Annotated in this window: 25 protein-coding genes and 1 tRNA gene; 8 read left to right on the top strand and 18 right to left on the bottom strand. The window is 68.7% G+C overall.

Translation table 11 applies throughout. The annotated features are described in order from the left end of the window. Nucleotides 1-6: 6 nt before the first annotated feature. Both ACWEV3_RS16470 and kynU read left to right on the top strand, forming a co-directional pair. Nucleotides 7-1,038: an amidohydrolase family protein gene (locus tag ACWEV3_RS16470; RefSeq protein WP_452614680.1), complete on the top strand. Its 1,032-nt coding sequence runs from the start codon at nt 7-9 to the stop codon at nt 1,036-1,038. A gap of 25 nt (nt 1,039-1,063) precedes the next feature. After that, the gene (gene kynU, locus ACWEV3_RS16465) at nt 1,064-2,338 is read left to right on the top strand and encodes a kynureninase (protein WP_452614679.1); all 1,275 of its coding nucleotides are present in this window, start codon (nt 1,064-1,066) and stop codon (nt 2,336-2,338) included. Nucleotides 2,339-2,673: 335 nt separating this feature from the next. Here kynU and ACWEV3_RS16460 read toward each other — a convergent pair. The 10 genes from ACWEV3_RS16460 to ACWEV3_RS16415 all read right to left on the bottom strand — a co-directional run bounded on the left by ACWEV3_RS16460 (nt 2,674) and on the right by ACWEV3_RS16415 (nt 9,233). Further along, nucleotides 2,674-2,747 (bottom strand) — tRNA-Leu (locus tag ACWEV3_RS16460). 108 nt (nt 2,748-2,855) lie between these two features. Continuing rightward, the gene (locus tag ACWEV3_RS16455; RefSeq protein WP_452614678.1) at nt 2,856-3,992 is read right to left on the bottom strand and encodes an ATP-grasp domain-containing protein; all 1,137 of its coding nucleotides are present in this window, start codon (nt 3,990-3,992) and stop codon (nt 2,856-2,858) included. Between the two features lie 319 nt (nt 3,993-4,311). Further along, complete coding sequence (locus tag ACWEV3_RS16450; protein WP_358581414.1) at nt 4,312-5,634, bottom strand: NAD(P)/FAD-dependent oxidoreductase; 1,323 nt, start codon at nt 5,632-5,634, stop codon at nt 4,312-4,314. Between the two features lie 295 nt (nt 5,635-5,929). Further along, entirely contained in the window at nt 5,930-6,364 is a 435-nt protein-coding gene (locus ACWEV3_RS16445) for a type II toxin-antitoxin system VapC family toxin (protein ID WP_452614677.1), read from the bottom strand. Next, nucleotides 6,346-6,735, bottom strand: coding sequence for a hypothetical protein (locus tag ACWEV3_RS16440; RefSeq protein ID WP_452614676.1), 390 nt, complete (start codon nt 6,733-6,735; stop codon nt 6,346-6,348). Before ACWEV3_RS16440 ends, ACWEV3_RS16445 begins: the two co-directional genes overlap by 19 nt. Nucleotides 6,736-6,834: 99 nt before the next feature. Then, nucleotides 6,835-7,356: an N-acetyltransferase family protein gene (locus ACWEV3_RS16435; protein WP_452614675.1), complete on the bottom strand. Its 522-nt coding sequence runs from the start codon at nt 7,354-7,356 to the stop codon at nt 6,835-6,837. Between the two features lie 78 nt (nt 7,357-7,434). Beyond that, on the bottom strand, nt 7,435-7,809 hold the full coding sequence (locus tag ACWEV3_RS16430; protein ID WP_452614674.1) for a hypothetical protein: 375 nt from the start codon (nt 7,807-7,809) through the stop codon (nt 7,435-7,437). A gap of 78 nt (nt 7,810-7,887) precedes the next feature. Continuing rightward, the gene (locus ACWEV3_RS16425) at nt 7,888-8,187 is read right to left on the bottom strand and encodes a HigA family addiction module antitoxin (RefSeq protein ID WP_397526077.1); all 300 of its coding nucleotides are present in this window, start codon (nt 8,185-8,187) and stop codon (nt 7,888-7,890) included. Between the two features lie 11 nt (nt 8,188-8,198). Beyond that, the gene (locus tag ACWEV3_RS16420; RefSeq protein ID WP_452614673.1) at nt 8,199-8,480 is read right to left on the bottom strand and encodes a type II toxin-antitoxin system RelE/ParE family toxin; all 282 of its coding nucleotides are present in this window, start codon (nt 8,478-8,480) and stop codon (nt 8,199-8,201) included. A gap of 57 nt (nt 8,481-8,537) precedes the next feature. Then, nucleotides 8,538-9,233: a uracil-DNA glycosylase gene (locus tag ACWEV3_RS16415; protein WP_452614835.1), complete on the bottom strand. Its 696-nt coding sequence runs from the start codon at nt 9,231-9,233 to the stop codon at nt 8,538-8,540. Nucleotides 9,234-9,357: 124 nt separating this feature from the next. Between ACWEV3_RS16415 and ACWEV3_RS16410 the strand changes: the two genes are divergently transcribed. Continuing rightward, nucleotides 9,358-10,830, top strand: a complete 1,473-nt coding sequence (locus tag ACWEV3_RS16410) for a S10 family peptidase (protein ID WP_452614672.1) — start codon at nt 9,358-9,360, stop codon at nt 10,828-10,830. A gap of 233 nt (nt 10,831-11,063) precedes the next feature. On the opposite strand, the gene ACWEV3_RS16405 is transcribed toward ACWEV3_RS16410, so the two are convergent. Further along, nucleotides 11,064-11,576: an HXXEE domain-containing protein gene (locus ACWEV3_RS16405; protein ID WP_452614671.1), complete on the bottom strand. Its 513-nt coding sequence runs from the start codon at nt 11,574-11,576 to the stop codon at nt 11,064-11,066. A gap of 51 nt (nt 11,577-11,627) precedes the next feature. On the opposite strand from ACWEV3_RS16405, the gene ACWEV3_RS16400 reads away from it, so the two are divergent. After that, the gene (locus ACWEV3_RS16400; RefSeq protein ID WP_452614670.1) at nt 11,628-12,227 is read left to right on the top strand and encodes a TetR/AcrR family transcriptional regulator; all 600 of its coding nucleotides are present in this window, start codon (nt 11,628-11,630) and stop codon (nt 12,225-12,227) included. A gap of 77 nt (nt 12,228-12,304) precedes the next feature. Here the strand turns inward: ACWEV3_RS16400 and ACWEV3_RS16395 are convergent, their stop codons facing one another. After that, nucleotides 12,305-12,805 (bottom strand): hypothetical protein, encoded by a 501-nt coding sequence (locus tag ACWEV3_RS16395; protein ID WP_452614669.1) that lies wholly within the window; start codon nt 12,803-12,805, stop codon nt 12,305-12,307. A 670-nt stretch (nt 12,806-13,475) separates the two neighbouring features. On the opposite strand from ACWEV3_RS16395, the gene ACWEV3_RS16390 reads away from it, so the two are divergent. The 3 genes from ACWEV3_RS16390 to ACWEV3_RS16380 all read left to right on the top strand — a co-directional run bounded on the left by ACWEV3_RS16390 (nt 13,476) and on the right by ACWEV3_RS16380 (nt 15,613). After that, nucleotides 13,476-14,384: an ABC transporter ATP-binding protein gene (locus ACWEV3_RS16390; RefSeq protein ID WP_452614834.1), complete on the top strand. Its 909-nt coding sequence runs from the start codon at nt 13,476-13,478 to the stop codon at nt 14,382-14,384. Continuing rightward, complete coding sequence (locus ACWEV3_RS16385; protein ID WP_452614668.1) at nt 14,381-15,217, top strand: ABC transporter permease; 837 nt, start codon at nt 14,381-14,383, stop codon at nt 15,215-15,217. Before ACWEV3_RS16390 ends, ACWEV3_RS16385 begins: the two co-directional genes overlap by 4 nt. 156 nt (nt 15,218-15,373) lie before the next feature. Then, a complete protein-coding gene (locus ACWEV3_RS16380; protein ID WP_132488644.1) occupies nt 15,374-15,613 on the top strand; it encodes a helix-turn-helix transcriptional regulator in 240 nt (79 codons plus the stop codon). A 55-nt stretch (nt 15,614-15,668) separates the two neighbouring features. Here the strand turns inward: ACWEV3_RS16380 and ACWEV3_RS16375 are convergent, their stop codons facing one another. Further along, nucleotides 15,669-16,559 (bottom strand): NmrA/HSCARG family protein, encoded by an 891-nt coding sequence (locus ACWEV3_RS16375; RefSeq protein ID WP_452614667.1) that lies wholly within the window; start codon nt 16,557-16,559, stop codon nt 15,669-15,671. A gap of 100 nt (nt 16,560-16,659) precedes the next feature. Here ACWEV3_RS16375 and ACWEV3_RS16370 point away from each other — a divergent pair, with 100 nt between their 5' ends. Beyond that, nucleotides 16,660-17,232 carry a TetR/AcrR family transcriptional regulator gene (locus ACWEV3_RS16370; RefSeq protein WP_452614666.1) on the top strand — a complete coding sequence of 191 codons (573 nt, stop codon included), beginning with the start codon at nt 16,660-16,662 and terminating at the stop codon, nt 17,230-17,232. Nucleotides 17,233-17,370: 138 nt separating this feature from the next. Here ACWEV3_RS16370 and ACWEV3_RS16365 read toward each other — a convergent pair whose 3' ends face one another. From ACWEV3_RS16365 to ACWEV3_RS16345, 5 genes are all read right to left on the bottom strand, one after another. Further along, complete coding sequence (locus ACWEV3_RS16365) at nt 17,371-18,372, bottom strand: ABC transporter ATP-binding protein (RefSeq protein WP_452614665.1); 1,002 nt, start codon at nt 18,370-18,372, stop codon at nt 17,371-17,373. After that, nucleotides 18,365-19,375 (bottom strand): ABC transporter ATP-binding protein, encoded by a 1,011-nt coding sequence (locus tag ACWEV3_RS16360; protein WP_452614664.1) that lies wholly within the window; start codon nt 19,373-19,375, stop codon nt 18,365-18,367. Before ACWEV3_RS16360 ends, ACWEV3_RS16365 begins: the two co-directional genes overlap by 8 nt. Nucleotides 19,376-19,386: 11 nt before the next feature. Then, nucleotides 19,387-20,346 (bottom strand): ABC transporter permease, encoded by a 960-nt coding sequence (locus tag ACWEV3_RS16355; protein WP_452614663.1) that lies wholly within the window; start codon nt 20,344-20,346, stop codon nt 19,387-19,389. After that, nucleotides 20,339-21,265, bottom strand: a complete 927-nt coding sequence (locus tag ACWEV3_RS16350) for an ABC transporter permease (protein ID WP_452614662.1) — start codon at nt 21,263-21,265, stop codon at nt 20,339-20,341. The genes ACWEV3_RS16355 and ACWEV3_RS16350 overlap by 8 nt, the downstream gene beginning before the upstream one ends. A gap of 73 nt (nt 21,266-21,338) precedes the next feature. Continuing rightward, complete coding sequence (locus ACWEV3_RS16345) at nt 21,339-22,967, bottom strand: peptide ABC transporter substrate-binding protein (RefSeq protein WP_452614661.1); 1,629 nt, start codon at nt 22,965-22,967, stop codon at nt 21,339-21,341. Nucleotides 22,968-23,065 lie beyond the last annotated feature (98 nt).

Raw genomic sequence — 23,065 nt, 5'->3', positions numbered from 1 at the left:
GAGAACATGGACATCGCAGAAGAATGGCTGTTGGCCGACGCCGCCTGGTGGGGCGCCCGCCGCTGGTTCGGCCGGTGCGCCCTGCGCCTCCGCAACGGTGAACCTGCCGGTTCCACGCCTGTCGCCGCCGAAGATGTTCCGCCCGGCGCCCGGACGAGACGACTCGGCGGCACCGTCCTTCCTGGACTGCGCGACGCGCACGTGCACTCCGGGCTGGTGGACCTCCGTTCGGTTCGCTCCGGGGGGATCGCCGAAGTGCACGATCTCGGCAGCGCCCCCGAAGTGCTGGAGGCCCTGCGCGTCGAGGACCCGACCTTGCCGAGGGCTCGGGTGGTCGGTGCTTTCCTGACCGCTCCGCGCGGCTATCCCAGCGACAGGTCCTGGGCCGCTGCCAGGAGTTTCCGCGAAGTGCTTTCCCCGCTCGACGCCGAGGCCGCTGTGGGCGAGCAGCAGCAGGTCGGCGCACATGCCATCAAGGTCGCGCTGAACTCCGACGCGGGCCCCGTGCTTCAGGACTCCGCGCTCGCGGCGATCGTCGCCGCCGCACATGACGCCGGTCTCCCCGTGATCGCGCACGTCGAAGGCGAAGGCACCATGCGGCAGGCCTACGACAACGGCATCGACCGGCTGGCGCACACCCCGTGGACCGAACGCGTCGATGAAGGGCTCCTCGCCGATGCGGCACAGCGGATGAGCTGGATCAGCACCCTGGACATCCACGGCTTCGGCACCGACACCCCGCAGTTGCGCACGGCGACGGACAACCTGCGGCGCTTCGTCGAGCACGGCGGAACCATCCACTACGGAACGGACCTGGGCAACGGACCGCTGCCGCAGGGCGTCAACCCCCGCGAGGTCACCGCGCTGCTGGCCGCCGGGCTCGCGCCCGACGACGTGCTCACCGCCATGACCGATCTGCGCAGCCCGGTCCCACCGTGCTGGGTTCCCGGCGGGCTCGACCGGACCCCCTCGCGCTTCGCCGACTCGCTCAGCTCCGCACAGGTAGTGGGTCCGGTCGCACCGGACCTCCCCGCCTGATCCGTCATCGGAAGGTGAGGAACACATGCTCAGGCACGCCGATCTCCTGGAGAAGGCACGCGTTCTGGACGAAGCCGATCCGCTGCGCGGCTTCCGGGACCGGTTCCTGATCCCGGAGGACAGCGATGTCGTCGCCTACTTCGACGGCAACTCCCTGGGACGCCCCGCCCTGGCCACCGCCGAGCGGATGGACCGCTTCATCCGCGAGCAGTGGGGGCGGCAGCTGATCCGCGGCTGGACCGACGGCTGGTTCGACTGGCCCGAGGAGATCGGGAACCGCCTCGGCCGGGTGGCCCTCGGCGCGGCGCCCGGTCAGGTCCTGGTCGCCGACTCGACCACCGTGCTGCTCTACAAGCTCGCCCGCGCCGCCGTGGAGGCCCGGCCAGGCCGCGACGAGATCGTCATCGACACCGACAACTTCCCCACCGATCGCTACGTCCTCGAAGGCATCGCCGCCGAACGAGGCCTGAACCTCAGGTGGATCGACACCGACCCCGCCGAGGGCATCACCGCCGACCAGGTCGCGGGCGCGGTCGGCCCGAACACCGCACTCGTGGTGTTCAGCCACGTCGCTTACCGATCCGGGTACGTGGCCGACGCCGAAGCGATCACCCGCACCGCCCAGGACGCGGGCGCGCTGGTGCTCTGGGACCTCAGCCACTCCGTCGGCGCCGTCCCCGTCCACCTCGACTCCTGGAACGCCGACTTCGCCGTCGGCTGCACCTACAAGTACCTCAACGGCGGCCCCGGATCCCCCGCGTTCGGCTACCTCAACCGGCGTCACCACGGTCACGTGCGACAACCCATCTGGGGCTGGATCGGACACCGCGACCCGCTCGCGATGGATCCCGGGTACCAACCCGTCGACGGTGTGCGCGGCATGCTCAGCGGCACCCCCCCGATCCTGGGCATGCTGCCGCTGCTGACCGGCCTCGACATGCTCGAAGAGGCCGGCATCGAAGCGGTCCGCGCCAAATCGCTCCGGCTGACCGACTACGCCCTCGAACTGGTCGACGCCTGGCTGCTCGACCACGGCGTGGCACTGGCCTCGCCGCGCGACCCCGAACGCCGAGGTGGCCACATCACGCTGCGCCGAGAGGACTTCCGCGAGATCAACGACCGGCTCTGGCGACGCGGCGTCATCCCGGACTTCCGCGCTCCCGACGGCATCCGCATCGGCCTGGCGCCGCTGGGCACCAGCTTCACCGAAGTCCACCGTGGACTGTCGATGCTCGCCGAACTCGTCGGCTCCCGCAGCGACCCGCTCGACGGAATGGATCCGGCTTCAACCGTTTCCTGACGTCGTCACCGAAGCCTGGAGGTGACGACGTCCCGGACTGGGTGACCCGCGTTTGGAGTGCACGAAAAGGCAGTTCTCGCTGCCTTGCGGGCAATCCTCCGCTGCTTCGCTTTGATCGAGCGGCCCGGTCGGCAATGCTTGACATTGGGAGACCAGGGAGAGTCGCGGACATGAACAGCGAGGCAAGGATCCAGTCGCGTCGCGTTGATCTCGCCGTGAGTGCTGCTGCGGAGGGACGGTCGACCCGACTCCCTTGCCACGGGCCGAAGCGGTGGACACCTCCACCGCCATGCTGGCCCCGAACCATCCACAAGGCTCTGACCTGGGATGATGAGTGCCCCCGGTCGGGTTCGAACCGACACTTGGACGATTTTAAGTCGTCTGCCTCTGCCAGTTGGGCTACGGGGGCGGTCAGCAACTCGTCGCGGCGGGTGCCGCACACGTTACGACGCAGTGGCGCTTCGCTCGGTTCCCTCGAACCACCGAAGGAGACCTCGGTGTTCCGGCGGGCGCTGGGTCACCAGCTCCCCCAGCCGTTCTTCGCGGTCGAGAGCTCGGTGAAGCGGCTCCGCACCCAGTCGTGCACGGCGGTCGAGACGTCCGCGCAGTCGGCCCGGTGCTCGAACCAGCGCCAGTCGCAGTTGACGTTGACCTCGAGGAACACCCATTCGCCGCCGACTCCGAGTAAGTCGAAGCCGGCCACGTCCAGCCGCCACTGCCGGCACAGCGCCAACAGCCGCTGGACCAGGTCCTCGGGCACCTCCACGCGTTCCACCACGACGGAATCAGGATCGACCCACAGCTGCGCCGGGTCCAGCTTCTGCACCCGGAAGCCGATCGCCCGATCGCCGATGACGAACACGCGCAGCTCGTGATCCGCGTCGAGGTACTGCTGGACCAGCACCGGCGCCGGCTCGCGAGCCTCGCCGGTGAGCCGGATGTCCAGCGGGCGCGGGAAGAGGCCGCGCAGCGCGCCCGGCTCGGGTTCGAGCAGGTGGTGCCCGGCCGTCTTGACGATGCACCGGCCGCCGCCCGGGCGGCTCCGCCCGGGCATGGTGGTCACCGCGGTCCGGGGCACCCGCAGGCCGACCGCCGAAGCGCCCTGCAGCTGCGTCAGCCGGTCGAGGTGTTCGGTGGAGCGCACCGAGTTCACCTGATCCCAGTCACTCCGGCAGGCGAGCCAGTTCGCGACCGCGCTCCACTGCTCGCGGACGTAGGCGCCGTGCACCGTGGTCGGGTCGACCGGGATCGCGCTGATGTCGAAGTGCCGCCGCCAGACCAGGACCGGCCGCAGCAGCCAGCGCTGGAACTCGATCAGCGGCGTGTCCGTGTAGATGGTGAGGGCGAGGTCCAGGCTGCGGTCGGCATCGATGCGCACCATGCGGATGTCGTGCTCGGCCAGCGCCAGCGACAGCTCGTTCATCTCCATGTCGGCGGCGCGCGCCAGCACCAGCACGCACGGCACCGGGTCGCCGGGCTCATCGGCGACGAGGTCCGCGCCGAACATCCGCTCCTGGAAGTCCAGCGGCGTGTCCGGCGAGCGGAAGAAGTAGTCCTGCCCCTGCAGCAGCATCGGGGTCGGACGGAGGAACGGCTGGGCGGCCGCCCCGGGCGGGTTTCCGAGGTCGGCGGGCCGTCCCTCGGCCTCGTCCATGCTCAGTCGTCCTTCTTCCGGAAGACCCGAGATGCTTCCTGGTAGTCCTCCGCGAAGTCCGCGAGCGGACCTTCCTCAACTGCGCCGCTCCGCAATAGGGCGGCAAGTTCTTTCAGCGTCAAGGGATTCACCCCTTCCCCCGTGTGACGCATCCTTTCAGGTGACGAACTCGGTATAGTCTTCGATTTCCCGCTACGGATTGTCAAGTTAGTCGCCCTCCAGATAGCCCGCACGGAGCACGGCGTCGGGGACGAGAAGGCCGCGTGCCCATTCCGGCACGCGGCCCCGTAGCTGCGAGTGCCCGGTCCTTCGGCGCCGGTCAGCTCTCGGCGGCCCGCTCGAACGCGGCCCGCGGGTTCTGGATCTGACCCATCGACACGACTTCGCGTTTGAACAGGAACGCCAGCGTCCAGTCGATGATGATGCGCAGCTTGCGGTTGAACGTGGGCATCCGGCTCACGTGGTACGAGCGGTGCATGAACCACGCGATGAAGCCCTTGGCCTTGAAGCCGTAGACGTCGGCGACGCCCTTGTACAGCCCCATGCCGGCGACCGAGCCGGCGTAGGCGTGGCGGTACTCCTTGGTCGACTTGCCGCGCAGCGAGGCCAGCATGTTCTTGGCCAGCTGGTTGGCCTGCCGCACCGCGTGCTGCGCGGAAGGCGCGCAGGTGGCGCCGGGGTTCTCCTCGGTCTTGGACAGGTCCGGGACCGCGGCGCAGTCACCGGCCGCCCACACGCCGGGCAGACCCTCGACCTGCAGGTGCGCGGTGGCCTTGACCCGGCCGCGCTCGTCCAGCGGCAGGTCGCTGTTCTTCAGCACCGGGTTGGCCTTCACACCCGCGTTCCACACCAGGGTGTCGGTGTCGAACTCCGTGCCGTCGGAGAGCACCGCGTGGCCGCCCTCGACGGACTTCAGGAAGGTGTTCAGGTAGACCTTGATGCCGCGCTCTTCGAGGGCCTTGACGACGTAGACGCCCATCTTCTCGCTGACCTCGGGCATCACCCGGCCGGCGGCCTCGACGAGCGCCCAGGACATGTCGTCGGGCTTGATGTTGTCGTAGTAGCGCGTGGCGTAGCGGGCCATGTCCTCCAGCTCCGCCAGCGCCTCGACGCCTGCGAAGCCGCCGCCGACGAAGGTGAACGTCAGCAGCCGGTTGCGCAGCTCGGGGTCGTCGGTGTTGGCCGCGGCGTCCATCTTGCCCAGCACGTGGTTGCGCAGGTAGGTGGCTTCGCCAACGGTCTTCAGCGAGATGCCCTCCTCGGCGAGGCCGGGGATCGGCAGCAGCCGCGAAACCGAACCGAGCGCCACGACCAGCACGTCGTAGGCGATGTCCTCGGAACCGGTCTGCGGGTTCTCGACCGTCACGACCTTCTCGTCGTGCTTGATCTCGGTGACAGCGGCGGTGACCACATGGCACCGCTTCAACACTCGTCGCAGTGGCGCTACCACGTGGCGGGGTTCGACCGAACCCGCGGCCGCTTCCGGGAGGAAGGGCTGGTAGGTCATGTGCGGCTGAGGATCGACGACCGTCACGGAGGCCTCGCGGCGACCCAGCTTCTTCTGCAGCTGAAGTGCCGTGTACATGCCGACGTAACCGCCGCCGAGGATGAGAATCCGCGTGGGATCGGATTTACCAGCCATGCCTTCATGGTCGCACCACTGACCGCATTCGCGCTGCGCCGACCCCCCTTAATGTGACGCCAGTCGCGGGTGGCATCGATCACGGTCAACGCGTTGTGCACGAACAAACGCGCTGCGTACGCGCACCGCAGGGGCGGCGGCGGGTGACGTCAGAGCGACATCACCGAGGTGTCATGGAGGCTGGTTCAGGCCACCTTACCGAATCTTGAGCGCCGATGCCCGCGCCCGCGAAAATTCTTCCGGGAAGATCGCCCCCACCGGGCCGGAACGCGCGGGCCCCGACCACGCCCCGAGCTCACACGTGCACCACGACCACCCGCTCAGCCTTCGGGCGCGCAGGCTCTTCGACGAGCTTGCTCAGATCGTCGGGGTCGCTCGTCAGCAGCACCACCGGCCGCGCGAGCTCCAGCGCCGTAGCGGCCACCACCGCGTCGATCGCACAGCGATGCCCCGACAATCCAGTCGCACCAAGGAGTTCTCCGGCGGCGCGGGCGAGTTCGGGCGTCACGGGAACGACCGAGACCCGGGACAGCACGCGGTACACCAGGGCATCTCGCGCGCATCCGCGAAGCACCTCGGTCAGCGTGATCGCACTGACCACAACCCTGGAGCGCCGAAGCCGCGCAGTCTCGAGGTACGCACGGGCACGCCCATCCCCGGCGGCGAGCTTCGACAGGCCCTCGCTGTCGAGAACGAGCGCCCCGCCTGCGGCTACTCGGCGTCCGGCCATGCCGCCCCCGCCTCCGCCAAGTACTCCTCCGACACCGGCCCGTGCTCCGCCTCGAGCAGCTCGGCGAGTTCTGCCACGAGATCGAGCTCGAGCTGCTTGGCCACCGCATCGGTGACGTACTGGCTGAACGCTCCCCGCCCCACCCGATGCTGGACGGCCGAGGTCAGGTCTTCGGGCATGGACACGCTGACCTTGCGAGCCCGCCCGAGCGACCGCACGTTGCGCGCGGAGTCGAGATCCGGAGCGCCTTCGGGCGCAGCCGTTCTCGAGTCGAGTTCGCGGTACTGGCTCAACAGCCAGGCCAACCGCTCGGCGAAGTCGGCATCTCTACCCGGAAGCCCGCCTGCAGGCTCATGCGGCACGGCACTCATACGGCAATGCTACCGCCAGTGGTAACTGCATATCTACCTGCGTCGATGACCGAATGGAGGTCCACCCGTTCGGGTCCGCGGAACGCCTCCGGAAGCCGGTCAGCGGGTGTTTTGGGTCGTCAGGTCGAGTTGCATCAGGGTCGTGTCGATCCACTTCCCCTTCTTGTGGCCGACCTCGTTCAGCTTCCCGACGACCTCGAACCCCGCTTTGCGGTGCAGCGCCTCCGATGCCGGGTTGCCGGTATCCGCGATCACGGCGATCACCTGGCGCGCACCCGCCGCTGCCGCGCGCCGCAGGAGTTCGCCGAGCAGGTGGCGGCCGATGCCGCGCCCGACGTGGTCCGGGTGCAGGTAGATCGTGTTCTCGACGGTGTGGCGGTAGGCGGGTTTGGGACGCCACGGCGCCACGTAGGCGTAGCCGACCAGATCGCCTTCCAGCGTTGCCACCAGGAACGGCCAGCCGTCTCGCGCTACCGCGCCGATCTTGCCCCGCCAGTCCTGCGCCGTCGGCGGCACTTCCTCGAACGTCGTCACCGTTGTCTCGACGTACCCCCGGAACAGCTCGCCGATCGCTTCCGCATCACCGGCCTCGGCGTCCCGGACCACCAATTCCGCGGCCATCCCGACATGCTGCCAGGAACCGGCCGGCCGGCCTCGACGCGTAACGAGGTGTTCACAGAACCGTTCGCCAGGGCACGGTCAGTTCCGGAGCGCAGAGACCGCGTCGAACAGGAGCCAGCCGTCGATCTGCTCGGTCGACGGATCGCTCGGGTCCCACCCGCCGGCCAGGGCCTCGTCGAGCAGGGCTCGCACGGTGCCCGGCTCGTGCAGGTTGAGCCAACTTCCCCCGGTGCCAACGCCTCCGGAGTGCAGCAGGCCATCGGGGACCAGCCGCCCGGCGCCTCCCTGGAAGACGATCCGGACTCGCCCACGCGCTCCGGCACGGCCGATCGCGAGGACCTCGCGGCAGACCTGGCCCCGGTCCTGCTCGACGTGGTGCTGGTGACGCACGGACCACAAGAAGGTCACGTCATCGATCACGAGGCGTCGAGCCTTCTTCCTGCTGCGGACCATCGTCAGATGGTAGCGACGCGGGGACCGGAGACCGCCGGTCGCGGCGAACCCGCGGCCAGCGACGGGCTCATCTTCACGTCAGGCAGACAGTGGCTGAATGCGAGCCAGCGTGTCGGCGAGCGCATCCTTCTCCCGCTCCAGGTCGTAACGCGACTGGAGGTTGAGCCAAAATCGCTCGGACGTACCGAAGAAGCGCGCCAGCCGCAATGCGGTGTCAGCCGAGATTCCACGCTTGCCGTGCACGATCTCGTTGATACGACGGGGCGGAACCCCAATCGCGACGGCCAGTCGATGTTGAGTGACACCAAGTGGCTCGAGATACTCCTCAGCTAGGACCTCCCCCGGGTGAACCGGAGGCATGACGAACTCGTCAGACATCCTCGTTCCCTTCAGTGGTAGTCCACGATCTCAACGTTCTCCGGACCAGCCGACGTCCACTCGAAGCAAATGCGCCACTGCTGGTTGACCCGAATGCTGTACTTACCGGCTCGATCTCCATTCAACTTCTCCAGCCGGTTCCCCGGAGGGACCCGCAGGTCCTCCACGGTCTCCGCCGCATCAAGGATGACGAGCTTGCGCAGAGCCGCCCGCTGGACATTTGGGTCGAGGACCCGCGAACGACGCCGTTGCCATACACGCTCGGTCTCCTTGTCAGCGAAAGATCGCAGCATCAGCTTAACGTAGCACGTTAATAACGGCAAGCGTTATGCCCTGGGAGATGCTGGACCTCACCCCACCCCCGCGAGTTCCTTCGCGTGCTCCAGCACGCCGCGCAGCATCGCCGGGGTCAGCTTTCCCGTGAAGGTGTTCTGCTGGCTGACGTGGTAGCAGCCGAGGAGGTGGAGGGGTGCTCCGCCGTCCGTGGCCGGGAGTTCCGCGTGGGCGTCGTGGCCGAACTTCGGGCGGGGCTTGGGGACCTGCCAGGCCGCGTCCGCCAGCACCGGCAGCAGGGCCTGCCAGCCGAACGCGCCCAGCACCACGACCGCCCGCAGCGTCGGGCGCAGCAGGTCGAGCTCGCGGACCAGCCACGGGCGGCAGGTGTCGCGCTCCGCCGGCGTCGGCTTGTTCGCGGGCGGGGCGCAGTGCACCGGCGCCGTGATCCTGGTGCTGTGCAACGTCAAACCGTCGTCGATGTGCCACGCCTCGGGCTGGGACGCCAGGCCGACGTCGTAGAGCGCCCGGAAGAGGACGTCGCCGGAGCGGTCGCCGGTGAAGATCCGGCCCGTCCGGTTGCCGCCGTGCGCTGCCGGCGCCAGCCCGACGATCGCGATCGACGCGTCCGGCGGGCCGAAGCCGGGCACCGGCCGGCCCCAGTACTCCTGGTCGCGGAACGCCGCGCGCTTGACCCGCGCGACCTCCTCCCGCCACTCGACCAGCCGCGGGCAGGCCGTGCAGCGGGTGACCAGCTCGTCCAGGCCGGCCAGGCCGGCGGCCCCCGGGGCCGCGGCGGAGGGGTCGTCGATCGGGTCGTCGATCAGCCGGGAGGTCGTTTCTGGCACCTCCCAAAAGTGGCAGAAAACCCGTTCGACGGCACGTAATGTGGGCGGCATGGCAGCCAGCGAGGACAAGGCCGACGAGGCGAAGCAGGAATCCACCACCCCGGCCGAGCCGGTCGACGATCTGGTCAGCACCCACCACACGATCACCGCCGACGGCGCGGAACTGGCCTACACCGCGACGACGGGCCGCATCGTGCTGCGCGAGGAGGTCCACACCGACGGCAAGTTCGAGGGTTTCAAGCCGAAGGCCGAGGTCTTCCTGACCTCGTACGTGGCCGACGGCGAACCCGGCAGCCGCCCGGTGACGTTCGCGTTCAACGGAGGCCCTGGCTCCTCCAGCGTGTGGCTGCACGTCGGACTGCTCGGCCCGCGGCGGGTCGTCTCCGGTGACGCCGGCGACCTCGCGCCGCCGCCGTACGGGCTGGCCGACAACCCGGAAACCCTGCTGCGGCACAGCGATCTGGTGTTCATCGACCCGGTGTCCACCGGGTACTCGCGGGCGGTCGAGGGCGGCGCGCCCGGCGATTTCCACGGATACCAGAAGGACATCGAGTCCATCGCCGAGGTGATCCGGCTGTGGACCACCCGCAACGGCCGCTGGATGTCGCCGAAGTACCTCGCCGGCGAGTCCTACGGCACGCTGCGCGCGGCCGCGCTCGCCGAGCACCTCCAGTCGCGGCACGGCCTCTACCCGAACGGCCTGCTGCTGATCTCGTCGGTGCTGGACATGGGGACGATCCGGTTCACCGAGGGCAACGACCTGCCGTACTCGCTGTTCCTGCCGACGTACGCGGCGATCGCGCACTACCACGGCAAGCACGGCGACCGGCCGCTGCGCGAGGTGCTGGACGAGGCGGAGAAGTTCGCCGCCGAGGACTACCCGTGGGCGCTGGCGCGCGGCGCGCGGCTGAGCGCGTCCGAGCGCGAGGACATCGTGCGGCGGGTCGCCTCGCTGTCCGGGCTGTCCGAGGACTACGTGGACCGCGCGAACCTGCGCATCGAGCACATCCGGTTCTTCACCGAGCTGCTGCGCGACCGGCGGGAGACGGTGGGCCGGATGGACGGCCGGTTCACCGGCTGGGAGCGGGATGCCGCCGGGGAGCACTTCACCGACGACCCGAGCATCTCCGGCATCCGCGGCGCCTACTCGGCGGCGATCAACCACTACCTGCGCGAAGAGCTCGACTACGCCAGCGATCTGCCGTACGAGACGCTGTCCAGCCGGGTGCATCCCTGGTCGTACAAGGAGTTCGAGGGCGCGAGCGTGTCCGTTGTGGACAAGCTCGGCGCGGCGTTCCAGGCCAACCCGCACCTGCGGGTCCACGTCGGCTGCGGCTACACCGACGGCGCGACCCCGTACTTCGCCGCCGAGCACGTGCTGGCGCAGGTGCCGATCCCGGAACGGCTGCGGGAGAACATCGACGTCCGCTACTACCCGGCGGGCCACATGATGTACGTGCACGAGGAGTCCCGGATCCAGCAGTCGGCGGACCTCGCGGAGTTCGTGAACACCCGCCCGTAGCGCCGGCGCGAATCGCGGCCCCCGCTCGGGATCGGAGCGGGGGTCGCGGTTCGCTCAGCCGAGGCGTTCGGCCAGCCCCGGAGCGGCTCGTAGTCGTGCGCGGGGAAGACGTCGAGCATGATCTCCACGAACTGACGGGTACCTCGAACTCGTCCAGCGAGACGCCCGTGAACAGGTCCTGCCGGCCGAAGGTTCCCCCGCCGCGCGGACGCCCGGTTCCGCAGCCCGGCTGATCACGGGGCCTTGCGGGCCGCCCGGAGGATCGCGCGGGCGCCCCCGTGCACTGCGGCCAACGAGGCGGGCACCAGCGCCACGGCGCCCACCCAGGAGCGGAGATCGTTCCGCCGGACGCCGGCCCGGCCGAGTTCGCGCCAGGCCCACAGCGAGTACGGGATGACCACGGTCGGTGCGGTGGCGACGCCCGGGGTGTAGCCGCGATGCGCGGCGCTCAACGCCAGGTGCCCCACCCCGTGCACACCGAATCCCACCAGCGCGGACTGGAAGAACGGCGACCTGCCGCCGGTCCGGGCGCCGCGGGCCGACGCAGCGAGCACGATCAGCCCCATCAGCGAGATGGCCACCCGGGCATGTCCGGGCGATATCCCTTCCCGCAGCCAGACCGGCCCGGGCAGCTGCTTGCCGTGCTTCGCCGCGTTGGCCTGCGACCACGGCGACATCGTGAACCACTCCTCGACGTCGTTGGCCAGCCAAGCCAGGAACAGGCCCCAGGACACCGCCTTGCGCACCGCCGCCTCCTCATTTTCGTTACATGACGTATCGTAAATATAATCGGGCGCATGACCGGTGAGCGCAAGGACGAATCGGGTCGCGGCCGGGGCCGGCCGCGGCGCGCCGAGGTGGATCGCGCCGTCCTGAACGCGGCAGCCGAACTGCTGGCCGAGCGCGGGTACGCCGAACTCACCATCGAGGCGGTCGCGGCACGAGCCGGAGTGGGCCGGCCGACGGTGTACCGGCGGTGGCCGACCAAGGATGACCTCGCGGTCCACGCGCTCGCCCACGCGGTGCAACCGCTCGACGTGCCGGACACCGGCGACGCCTTGGGCGACCTCTGCGAACTGGCGATCTCGTTCGTGATCCAGCTCTCCGAGTCACCGCTGGGCCGCGTCGTGCTCGGCGTGCACGCCGAAAGCGGCCGTCGCGCGCAGCTCGCGGAGCCGCTGCGCGACCGCTACCTGAAGCCGCGCGACGCGGCGATCACCGACGCGATCGAGCGCGCCCGGCAGCAAGGAGCGCTCCACCCGGACCTCGCCGCGGAGACCATCCGGGACCTGCTGTTCGGGCCGCTGGTCTACCACTGGCTGATCACCGGCGAACCGCTGGACCGGGCCACCGCCGAGTCGCTGATCGCCGCCGTTCGCCGGGCGATCTCCCCCTGAACCGGGACCGGACCGAACCCACCAGAAGGCCCCGCTCCGAGCAGGAGCGGGGCCTTCCGGGCGGTCTTCGCGGGAGGTCAGTGGTGGCCGACCACCTGGGCCTGGGTGTTGTCCTCCCAGTCCCCGACCTGGTTCTGGTTCGCGTTGTTGGTCTGCGTCGAGCCGGTGTTGGCGACCTGCTCCTTGCCGCCGATCTGGATCACGTTCGCGGGCGAAACGTTCGTGTTCGTCGGCTTGCTCACCTGGATCTCGTCCTGGTTCTGCACCTGCGTCGGCGAGCCGTCGTCCTTGACCAGCTGGGCCTGGGCGTTGCCGTCCCAGTCGCCTTCCTGGTCCTGGTCGGCGTTGTTGGTCTGCGTCGAGCCGGTGTTGGCGACCTGCTTGTGGCCGCCGATCTGGATCACGTTCGCGGGCGAAACGTTCGTGTTCGTCGGCTTGCTCACCTGGACTTCGTCCTGGTTCTGCTGCTGCGTGGGAGATCCATCGTGGTGACCGTCGGCCATCGCCACGGCCGTCGCTCCGAGCAGCATCGGGAAGCTCACCGCGGCAACAGCCAGCACGCGCTTCGCAGTACGCATCAAGGCACTTCCTTCCATGAGAACCGGGACGTGCGGCGACGAGTTTCGCGCCGATCGATTCGGACGAGGCGAACCGGATCCAGCCCAATGCTCTCCCGGAGGCCTCGCACGAATACCGTATCCGCCACTCCACAAAGGACGACAACTCGAAATCCAAGCGCTCACCTCATTCGGTGATACCACTTTCAGGAAAACGGATACACGAATCGGTGAGCGCAACGATCATGGTCATTTTCCCAGCTCAACGAGACTTCGACAGCAGACCGAAGGAGCACTGCACTCTTTTTCGTGACACGGAGATCGCAAAGTCTGATCCACTCCCCCGAGATCATTTCCGACGAGAAATTCGATCACGCCGAAATAGCACGATGGTGAATCCAGAAGCAATTTCACGTCGAGACTTCGACGAGCGAATTCGCCAATGATCGCAATCGCACGACCGGGCAATCGCGACAGCCTTCCCGATTCGTCCGACTCGCCCACCGTTCGCCGCGACCTCCGCGGCGACCGGAGCAGTGATCCTTTGATGTGTAGTATGTGTGCTACATGCAGAGCTACCACTGCTACGAGAGGCACTGGGGTTATGACAGTCGCGAATGAATCGGAGGCGCCACCGCCGCCGGTGCGGTTACCGGACGAGGACACCGTGCTGGACGTCCGCGACCTGCGGATGCGCTACGGCACGACCGATGTCCTCAAGGGCGTCGACCTCACCGCGCGCCGCGGCGAGGTGGTCGCGCTGCTGGGGCCGAACGGGGCGGGCAAGACCACGACGATCGAGATCCTGGAGGGCTTCCGGATGCGCTCCGGCGGCGACGTCCAGGTGCTCGGCGCCGACCCGGCGCACGGCGACGAGCGCTGGCGGGCCCGGCTCGGCGTCGTGCTGCAGTCCTGGCGCGACCACAGCAAGTGGCGGGTCCGGGAACTGCTGGCGCACCTGGGGACCTACTACGCGCCGTACTCCACGGACCGGATCACCCGGCCTTGGGACGTCGACGAACTCGTCGCGGCGGTCGGCCTGTCCGAGCACGCGAACAAGCGGGCCGGGCAGCTCTCCGGCGGCCAGCGCCGCCGGCTCGACGTGGCGATCGGCATCGTCGGGCGCCCGGAGCTGCTGTTCCTGGACGAGCCCACGGTCGGCTTCGACCCGCAGGCCCGCCGCGAGTTCCACGACCTCGTGCACCGGCTCGCCGACGACGACAACACCGGCATCCTGCTCACCACCCACGACCTGGACGAGGCCGAGAAGCTGGCCGACCGCATCCTGATCCTGGCCGGCGGCCGGATCGTCGCCGACGGCTCCGCCGACGAGCTGTCCCGGCAGGTGGCCGCCGAGTCCGAGGTGAAGTGGACCCGGAACGGCCAGCGCTTCGTGCACCCGACCGCCGACGCCACCCAGTTCGTCCGGGGCCTGTTCGCCCAGCACGGCGACGAGATCACCGAACTGGAGGTGCGCCGGGCGACCCTGGAGGACACCTACATGGCGATGGTGCGCGCCCACGAATCCGGTCGGGGCGAGAACGTCGCGCTGACCTTCTCCGCGGAGAACAACGGCGGCACCGAGGAGGCGAACCGGTGAAGGCGACCGCAGCACGAGCCGGCCTGCAGCGCGGCTGGATCGAATTCCGCCAGACCCTGACCACCGCGCAGGACCTGTGGGGCTACCTGTTCCCCACCGTGATCCTGCTGGTCGTGATGTCGTTCCAGAGCGGGTCCACTGTGGCCGGTTTCTCGCTGGGCGCGATGACCCTGCCCGGGGCGCTCGGCATGGGCATCGGGTTCTCCGGGCTGATCACCATCGCCCAGCAGCTGACCGTCGAGCGCGAGGACGGCACCCTGCTGCGCGCCAAGGCGACCCCTGACGGGATGCTCGGCTACCTGATCGGCAAGATCACGCTGGTCGGCTGCATGTCGCTGGTCAGCCTGCTGATCCTGCTGGTGCCCGGCCTGGTGATGTTCGACGGCCTCGCCACCGGCGTCGACACCTGGCTGACCCTCGCGTGGGTGCTGGTGCTGGGGCTGATCGCGACGATGCCGATCGGGGCGATCATCGGCTCGCTGTTCTCCAGCCCGCGGAGCCTGGGCATGGTCATGGTGCCGTTGATGGGGCTGATCGCGATCTCCGGGATCTTCTACCCCATCACCGAGTACCCGGAGTGGCTGCAGTGGATCGCGCAGGCGTTCCCGATGTACTGGCTGGGGCTGGGCATGCGCTCGGCGCTGCTGCCGGACGCGATGGCGGCGGCCGAGATCGGCGAGTCCTGGCGGCACCTGGAGACTGTCGGGGTGCTCGGCCTGTGGGCCGTGATCGGGCTGGTGGTGGCTCCTGTCCTGCTGCGCCGGATGGCGCGGCGCGAGTCGGGGTCGAGCGTGGCCGCACGTCGCGAGAAGGCCATGCAGCGCGTGCGGTGACGCGGGCGGAGGAGACATGAGTAGCCCTTGTCAACCTCAGTCCTCCTCAACCGCACCCCAGGGGACCGTGACGCAAACCAGCCACAAGAAACCGCGAAACGGGAGATTCGTGCTGGACGCAACCACCACTGTGAATCGCGTAGAGGCGGACCAGTCATGAGCGAGACGATCTACAACCGCATCGCGATGTTGCGGGCCGAACGCGGGATCAGCCGCCGGCAGCTCTCCGAAGCGCTCGGCGTGCACTACCAGACGATCGGCTACCTGGAGCGCGGCGAGTACAGCCCGAGCCTGCACCTGGCGTTGCGCATCGCGGAGCACTTCGAGGTGCCGGTCGAAGTGGTGTTCTCCATCCACCCCTTCCCCCGCATCGGCACGGGAGAACGCTCCGCCTGAGCCGGCTCGTGAGTGCTGAGTCCGGTTCTTGCCGGACCCAGCACTCACGACTCATTCAGGCGCCGAGCAGGGCCCGGCCCCGGGTCGCCAGCCAGGTTTCGAAGGTCATCAGGCCCGGGTGGCGGCGGCGCAGGGCCGGGATGTCCACCGTCGTGTCGAGCTCGTTGATCGCCGTGTAGGCGCGGTGGAGGTCGGGGTTCTGCTCGCGCAGCGGCTCCAGCGGCAGCTCGACGTGGCGGAGCCGCCGACCGGTCGCGCGGGACAGCGCGTCCGCGATCTCGGGCGGTGTCAACGAATCCCCGGCGATCTCCACCGCCCGGCCGGTGTAGTCGCCGGGATTCTCGAAGGCCAGCGCGGCGAACTCGCCGATGTCGTCGAGCGCGATCAGCGGCTGCGACACGTCGGCCCGGACCGCGCTCACCAGCTCGTCGCCCGCGGCGGCCTGGCCGGGCATCATCGCCACGTAGTTCTCCATGAACGACACCGGCCGCAGCATCGTGGCCGGAATTCCCAGCTCTCGTATGTGCTCCTCGATCTCCCTCTTGTTCTCCAGAGTGACGACGCCGGTGCGCCGATCCGCGTGGACCGCCGAGGCGTAGACGAGATGCTGCACGCCGGCGCCCTTCGCGGCGTCCGCGACGTTCTTGCCCCAGCGGCGTTCGTCCTCGTGGCTGATGCCCGGGGACAGCTCGGGCGTGATGAAGGTCGGCTGGACGCTGAAAACACCGTGCACGCCCCGCATCGCGGCATCGAGCACTTCCTGGTCGTCCATGTCGCCTTGGACCAGTTCCGCGCCGGCCTCGGCCAGCCGCCGCGCGGCGGCTCCGGTGGCGTTGCGAGTGAGTGCTCGAACGCGCCAGCCGCGGGCGAGCAGCTTCGCGGCCGTGGCCCCGCCCTGCTGCCCGGTGGCTCCGACGACGAGCACGATTCCTTCTGGTTCGGACACTTCGGCCTCCGCATCGATGGGCGCAACCGGAACGTGCGCCCCGCTTCGTACGATACGGAACGCACGCCCCGGTTGTCCACGAAAGCGGTAGGCTCGACCCGTGACGACCGAGAACGCCCCCGGAAAACGGCTGCGCGCGGACGCCCAGCGCAACCGCGAACGGGTCCTCGCCGCGGCCCAGGAGCTGTTCGCCGCCGAGGGCCTGGCCGTCCCGCTGGACGACATCGCCCGCCGCGCCGGAGTCGGCCCCGGCACCGTCTACCGCCACTTCCCCACCAAGGAAGCGCTTTTCGAAGCCGTCGTGGCGGAGCGGATCCGGGCGATGGTCGACGAAGCCCGCGACCAGGCGGAGTCCGGCGATCCCGGCAGCGCGTTCTTCGACTACTTCCAGCGCGTCATCGAGCACGCCGCGCTGAACAAGGACATCTGCGACGCGCTGGAATCGACCGGGCAGCCACCGAAGACGGCCTGCCTGGAAACCGACTTCAACGACGCCATCGGCACCCTCCTGGAACGCGCGCAGCAGGCGAGCGCGGTACGCGCGGACCTGACGACGGCGGAGCTGCGATCGCTGATCGTGGGAGGCCTGAACATGTACCGCCGAGCGGTCGCCGAACAACGCCCGGCCAGCGAACTGGCGGTCCTCTACGCAGGCCTCCGCCCGCTCGGCTGACCCCCGGGCTCGTGAGCGCTTTGGAGCGCCACAGCGATCCGAACCGCTCACGACCCCGGCCGAACCTGGCCATCGGACAAGCGCAGGGCGCCTCCGAGCCAGCGGCTCGAAGGCGCCCTGCGCCTCGAAACTCTCCCGTCAGGACACCACGCGGGGGCGTTCCTCCGCGAAGTGGCAGGCCGACGGGTGGCTGCCCAGGCGGACCTCCAGCTCCGGCACCTTCTCCGCGCAGATGTCCTGCGCCTTCCAGCAGCGGGTGCGGAAGCGGCAGCCCGAGGGCGGGTTCGCCGGGCTCGGCACGTCGCCGGTCAGGCGGATCACCTCGCGCTTGCCGCGCAGCGTCGGGTCCGGCACCGGCACCGACGACAGCAGCGCCTGCGTGTACGGGTGCTGCGGGTGCTCGTAGATCTGCTCGTCGGAGCCGATCTCCACGACCTTGCCCAGGTACATCACCGCCACGCGATCCGACAGGTGGCGGACCACGCCGAGGTCGTGGGCGATGAACACGTACGACAGCCCGAACTCCTGCTGCAGGTCGCCGAGCAGGTTCATCACCTGCGCCTGGATCGACACGTCCAGCGCCGACACCGGCTCGTCGCAGATGATCACCTTCGGCTTCAGCGCCAGCGCCCGCGCGATGCCGATGCGCTGCCGCTGACCGCCGGAGAACTGGTGCGGGTAGCGCTGGATGTGCTCCGGGTTGAGCCCGACCACCTCCAGCAGTTCCTGCACCTTCCGCCGCCGCTCGCCCTTCGGCGCCACCTCGGGGTGGATCTCGAACGGCTCCCCGATGATGTCGCCGACGGTGCGCCGCGGGTTCAGCGAGGTGTACGGGTCCTGCAGCACGATCTGCAGATCGCGCCGCAGCTTGCGCAGCTCGGCGCCGTGCATCTTGAACATGTCGCGACCCTCGAACAGCGCGCTGCCGCTGGTCGGCTTCTCCAGCCGCATCAGCACCTGCGCCAGGGTCGACTTGCCGCAGCCGGACTCGCCCACCACGCCGAGGGTTTCGCCGCGGTTGAGGTCGAACGACACGCCGTCGACGGCACGCACGTGGCCGATCGTGCGCTTGAACAGCACGCCCTGGGTCACCGGGAAGTGCTTGACCAGGTCCCGCACCTGGAGGATCGGCTCAGCCACGGGTAATCAACTCCTCGGCGAAGTGGCAGGCACTGGCCCGCCCCAGGCCCAGCTGGTGGTAGGTCGGGACCTCCTGGCTGCAGCGTTCCACGGCGCGCGCGCAGCGCGGGTGGAACGGGCAGCCCGGGGGCACCGCGAGCAGGTTCGGCGGCAGCCCCTTGATGGTCTCCAGTTCCTGCCCCTTGAGGTCCAGGCGCGGGATCGACCGCATCAGGCCCTCGGTGTACGGGTGGCCCGGCTGCTTGTAGAGCGAGTACGCGTCCGCGCTCTCCACGATCCGGCCCGCGTACATCACCACGATCCGGTCCGCGACCTCGGCGACCACGCCCAGGTCGTGGGTGATCAGGATGAGGCCCATGCCGCGGTCCCGGCGCAGCTCGTCGAGCAGGTCCATGATCTGGGCCTGCACCGTGACGTCCAGCGCCGTGGTCGGCTCGTCGGCGATGAGCAGCTCCGGGTCCAGCGCCAGCGACATCGCGATCATCGCGCGCTGCCGCATGCCGCCGGAGAACTGGTGCGGGTACTCCTTCACGCGCTGCTTCGCGTTCGGGATCTTCACCTGGTCCAGCAGCTCGACGGCCCTGACCATGGCGTCCTTGCGGGACATGCCGCGGCGGGTCCGCAGCTGCTCGGCGATCTGGAACCCGACGGTGTAGACCGGGTTCAGCGCGGACAGCGCGTCCTGGAAGATCATCGCCATCGACTCGCCGCGCAGCTCCCGCCGGCGGCGGTCCGACGCGGCGAGCAGGTCCTCGCCCTGGTACTTGATCGAGCCGCCGGTGATCGCGCCCGGCGGGATGTCCAGGATGCCCATGATGGTCTGCGCGGTGACGCTCTTGCCCGAGCCGGATTCGCCCAGCACCGCGAGGGTTTCACCGGCGTCGACGTGGTAGCTGACGCCGTTGAGGACCTTGGCGACGCCGTCCCGGGTGCGGAACTCCACGTGCAGGTCCTCGACCTCCAGCAGCCGCTCCGCCGGGGCCTTGTTGTCCACAGTAGACAAAGCGGTTTCTCCTACTTCTGCTTCGGGTCGAGCGCGTCGCGCACGGCGTCACCGAGCATCACGAACGCCAGCACCGTGACGACCAGGAACCCGGCCGGGAAGAACAGCAGGTGCGGCGCCGCCTGGATGTAGTTCCGCGACTCGGCGATCATCACGCCCCACGACACGACCGGGTCGCGCAAGCCGATGCCCAGGAACGACAGCGTCGCCTCGGCACCGATGAAGCCGCCCAGCGCGATCGTGGAGTACACCAGGACCGGCGCGAGGCAGTTCGGCAGCATGTGCCGGATGATGATCCGCGGCGCGCTGGCACCGAGCGCCCGAGCCGCCTTCACGTAGTCCTGCTGCTTCGCCGAGATCGCCGCCGACCGCATGATGCGCATCGAGATCGGCCACGACAGCACGGCGATCGTCAGCACCACCTGGGCGATGATCCGCGTCGAGCTGGGGATGGCCACCTCGGCGTTGAAGGTGGTCAGGATGACGATCGCACCCAGCACGAACGGCAGGCCCAGGAAGATCTCGGAGAACCGGGACAGCAGGTTGTCCACCCAGCCGCCGAAGTAGCCGGCGATGATGCCGACGGCGCCGCCGAGCACCACGGTCAGCAGCGTGGCCAGCAGGCCCACCGCGATCGACGCACGGGTGCCGTAGACGGCCCGGGCGAAGATGTCCCGGCCGAGGTTGTCGTAGCCGAACCAGGCGTCCGCGGACGGGGTCTGCCGCACCTTGGAGAGGTCCTGGAAGGCCGGGTCGGCCGAGGTGAACAAGCTCGGGAACGCGGCGATGAACAGCAGCGCCAGGATGATCAGCGACGCCGCGATGAACAGCGGGCGGCGCCGCAGGTCCAGCCACGCGTCGCCCCAGAGGCCGCGGGGCTTCCTGTTCTTGCCGCCGTTGGTGGCGGACACCGGTTCGTCCGGCCCGACGGCCGGGCCGGTGACCAGACTGGAAGCGCTTTGGTCAGTCATATCGGATCCTCGGGTCGAGAACCGCGTAGAGGATGTCCACGAGCAGGTTCATCAGCAGGTAAACCAGCACCAGCAGGGTGACGATCCCGGTCACCGTGGCGCCTTCCTTGGTCAGGATCGACTTGAAGACCAGGCCGCCGATACCGCGGATGTTGAACACGCCCTCGGTGACGATCGCGCCACCCATCAGCGTGCCGAGGTCGGTCCCCAGGAAGGTGATCACCGGGATCAGCGAGTTCCGCAGCAGGTGCACGCCGACCACGCGCTTGGGCTCCAGGCCCTTGGCGACCGCGGTCCGGACGAAGTCCGCGTGGCGGTTCTCCATCATGCTGGTCCTGGTCAACCGCGCCACGTAGGCCATGGACAGCGAGCCGAGCACGAAGCCGGGCACGATCAGCTCACCGATGGACGGATTGGCGCTGACCGTCGGCTTGATGATGCCGAGTTCGCTGCCCAGGGTGATCTGCAGCACGAAACCGGTGACGAACACCGGCAGCGAGATCAGGAACAGGGTGGACACCAGGACCAGGTTGTCCAGGAAGCCGCGGCCGCGCAGGCCGGTCAGGATGCCGGCCGCCAGGCCGATGACACCCTCGATGATCAGCGCGACGACGGCGAGCTTGATGGTGGTCGGGTAGGCGTTCTGAATCAGCGTGCTGATCTCCACACCCGCGTAGGTTTCCCCGAAATCACCGGTGAGGAGCTTCCCCAGGTATTTGAAGTACTGGATGACCAGCGGATCGTCGAGGTTGTACTTGGCGTGCATCTCGGCGATGTAGGCGGGCGGGCAACCGCGGTCGCCGCACTTTCCCGCGAACGGGTCACCCGGAATCGCCCAGACGAGCAAGTAGATGATCAGAGTTGTCCCGATGAACACCGGGATCAGTTGCAGCAGCCGCCGCAACACGTAGCGACCCATTCGGGCCTCCTAATCACAGCCAATGCAGGGCCCGGCCCGCCGGATCACGGCGGGCCGGGCTCCGGCTCGGTTCTTACTTCAGGCGCACCGTGGTCAGGTCAAGCTCACGGTAAGCCTTGACCTCACCTTCAGCGATCCGCTCCGAGAAGCCGTACTGCACCGGCTGGGACCACAGCGGGACCAGCGGCAGGTCGTCGGCCAGCAGCTTCTCCGCATCGGCGTAGGCGGCGGTGGCCGCCTCGACGGTGGGGGCCGCGTTCGCCCTGTCGAGCGCCGCGTCGAACGCCGGGTTGCTGTACTTGTAGTCGTTGGACGACGCGTTCGTGCGGTACAGCTGGGTCAGGAAGGTCTCGATGTTCGGGTAGTCGGCCTTCCAGCCGGTCCGGAACATGCCGGAGAACTTGAACGAGTTGGCCTTCTGCCGGAACTCGCCGAACGTCGGGACCGGGACGAACTGGGTCTCGATGCCGAGGTTCTGCTTGATGCTCGCGGCCACGGCCTGCGCCCACTCGTTGTGGCCGCCGTCGCCGTTGGTCTCGACGGTCAGCACGCCCTGGAAGCCACCCGCCTGCTGCAGGTACTGCTTGGCCTTCTCCGGGTTGAACTCGCAGGCCTCACCGCACTGGTTCGGGCGGTAGCCCTCGACGGCCGGGGTGGCGAAGCCGTCCATCGGGTCACGACCGCCGGCGAACACCTGCTGGGTGATCGTCTTGCGGTCGACCGACATCGAGATCGCCTTGCGCAGCAAGGGGTTCTTGAACTTCTCGTCGTAGATCGGGAAGCCCATCGTCTGGGTCAGCAGGCCCGGCTTCTGCTTCGCGCGCTCGCCGAGGTCCTGCTTCCACTTGTCGCCGACCAGCGCGGAGACCGGGATGGCCCGCAGGAAGTCCAGGTTGCCCGAGACCAGGTCCTGGTAGGCGCCGTCGAGCTGCTCGTAGACCTTGAACTTGGCGCCCTTGATGGTCGGCTTGTTCGTGCCCGCGTAGTTCTCGTACGCGGCGAGGTTGAGCTCCTGGTTCGGAACGCGGGACTCGAACTTGAACGGCCCGTTGCCGATCGGGTGGGCCTCGAAGGCCTTCGGGTCCTTGAAGAACGAGTCCGGGAGCGGCATGTAGGCGGAGTAGCCCAGCACCACCGGGAAGATCGTGAACGGCTGCTTCAGCTTGACCGTGAAGGTGTTGTCGTCGACGACCTTGAGGCCGGCCAGCTCCTTGGCCGCCGGCGCCGGGGCCTGCTGCGGGCCGTCCTCGCCGTCCGGGTCCTCGGACTGCATCTGGTCGTAGCCGTCGATCAGCTCGAAGAAGCTGGCACCCTGGAGGCCGTTCGGACCGTATGCGTTGTAGTTCCAGGCGTCCACGAAGTTCTTGGCCTTGACCGGGGTCCCGTCGTGGAACGTCCAGCCCGGCTTCAGCTTGATCGTGTAGTTCTGGTGGTCGGTGCTCTCGATCGAGTCCGCGACCTGGTTCTCCACCTTCAGATCACTGGCCCGGTACTCGACCAGACCGGTGAACATGGCGTTGACGATGAAGCCACCGTTTTCCTCGGTGGTGTTCGCCGGGACCAGAGGATTCTCCGGCTCACCCCAGTCGAGGGTGATGATGCCGTCCTCTCCGGAGCCGCTGCCGCCACCACCGCAAGCAGTGGCGAGCATCGCCACCGCCAGCGGGGCCGCGACCATTGCGGCCAAACGTCCCTTTCGCATGTAGGTCCTCCCGCTTCCACGCGTGCCCCAGCAGTGATTTCCGGGGTCATCACGCGCGGCGGATCATTCACCGCCGCGTCAGACGAGCGTAAACATAA

The sequence above is a fragment of the Saccharopolyspora sp. NPDC003752 genome, from assembly GCF_053605825.1.
The sequence above is the reverse complement of the archived record's forward strand: the minus strand, read 5'-3'. Positions and strand labels throughout refer to the sequence as shown.

Bases quoted from the DNA above. Each gene is read 5' to 3' on its own strand.
- ACWEV3_RS16420 (WP_452614673.1), bottom strand. From the start codon at position 8,480: ATGCTGCGATCTTTCGCTGACAAGGAGACCGAGCGTGTATGGCAACGG.
- ACWEV3_RS16395 (WP_452614669.1), bottom strand. From the start codon at position 12,805: ATGCGTACTGCGAAGCGCGTGCTGGCTGTTGCCGCGGTGAGCTTCCCG.
- ACWEV3_RS16350 (WP_452614662.1), bottom strand. From the start codon at position 21,265: ATGGGTCGCTACGTGTTGCGGCGGCTGCTGCAACTGATCCCGGTGTTC.
- ACWEV3_RS16470 (WP_452614680.1), top strand. From the start codon at position 7: ATGGACATCGCAGAAGAATGGCTGTTGGCCGACGCCGCCTGGTGGGGC.
- ACWEV3_RS16440 (WP_452614676.1), bottom strand. From the start codon at position 6,735: ATGAGTGCCGTGCCGCATGAGCCTGCAGGCGGGCTTCCGGGTAGAGAT.
- ACWEV3_RS16430 (WP_452614674.1), bottom strand. From the start codon at position 7,809: ATGGTCCGCAGCAGGAAGAAGGCTCGACGCCTCGTGATCGATGACGTG.
- ACWEV3_RS16400 (WP_452614670.1), top strand. From the start codon at position 11,628: ATGACCGGTGAGCGCAAGGACGAATCGGGTCGCGGCCGGGGCCGGCCG.
- ACWEV3_RS16435 (WP_452614675.1), bottom strand. From the start codon at position 7,356: ATGGCCGCGGAATTGGTGGTCCGGGACGCCGAGGCCGGTGATGCGGAA.
- ACWEV3_RS16410 (WP_452614672.1), top strand. From the start codon at position 9,358: ATGGCAGCCAGCGAGGACAAGGCCGACGAGGCGAAGCAGGAATCCACC.
- ACWEV3_RS16380 (WP_132488644.1), top strand. From the start codon at position 15,374: ATGAGCGAGACGATCTACAACCGCATCGCGATGTTGCGGGCCGAACGC.
- ACWEV3_RS16345 (WP_452614661.1), bottom strand. From the start codon at position 22,967: ATGCGAAAGGGACGTTTGGCCGCAATGGTCGCGGCCCCGCTGGCGGTG.
- ACWEV3_RS16445 (WP_452614677.1), bottom strand. From the start codon at position 6,364: ATGGCCGGACGCCGAGTAGCCGCAGGCGGGGCGCTCGTTCTCGACAGC.
- ACWEV3_RS16455 (WP_452614678.1), bottom strand. From the start codon at position 3,992: ATGGACGAGGCCGAGGGACGGCCCGCCGACCTCGGAAACCCGCCCGGG.
- kynU (WP_452614679.1), top strand. From the start codon at position 1,064: ATGCTCAGGCACGCCGATCTCCTGGAGAAGGCACGCGTTCTGGACGAA.
- ACWEV3_RS16450 (WP_358581414.1), bottom strand. From the start codon at position 5,634: ATGGCTGGTAAATCCGATCCCACGCGGATTCTCATCCTCGGCGGCGGT.
- ACWEV3_RS16425 (WP_397526077.1), bottom strand. From the start codon at position 8,187: ATGTCTGACGAGTTCGTCATGCCTCCGGTTCACCCGGGGGAGGTCCTA.
- ACWEV3_RS16355 (WP_452614663.1), bottom strand. From the start codon at position 20,346: ATGACTGACCAAAGCGCTTCCAGTCTGGTCACCGGCCCGGCCGTCGGG.
- ACWEV3_RS16390 (WP_452614834.1), top strand. From the start codon at position 13,476: ATGCGCTACGGCACGACCGATGTCCTCAAGGGCGTCGACCTCACCGCG.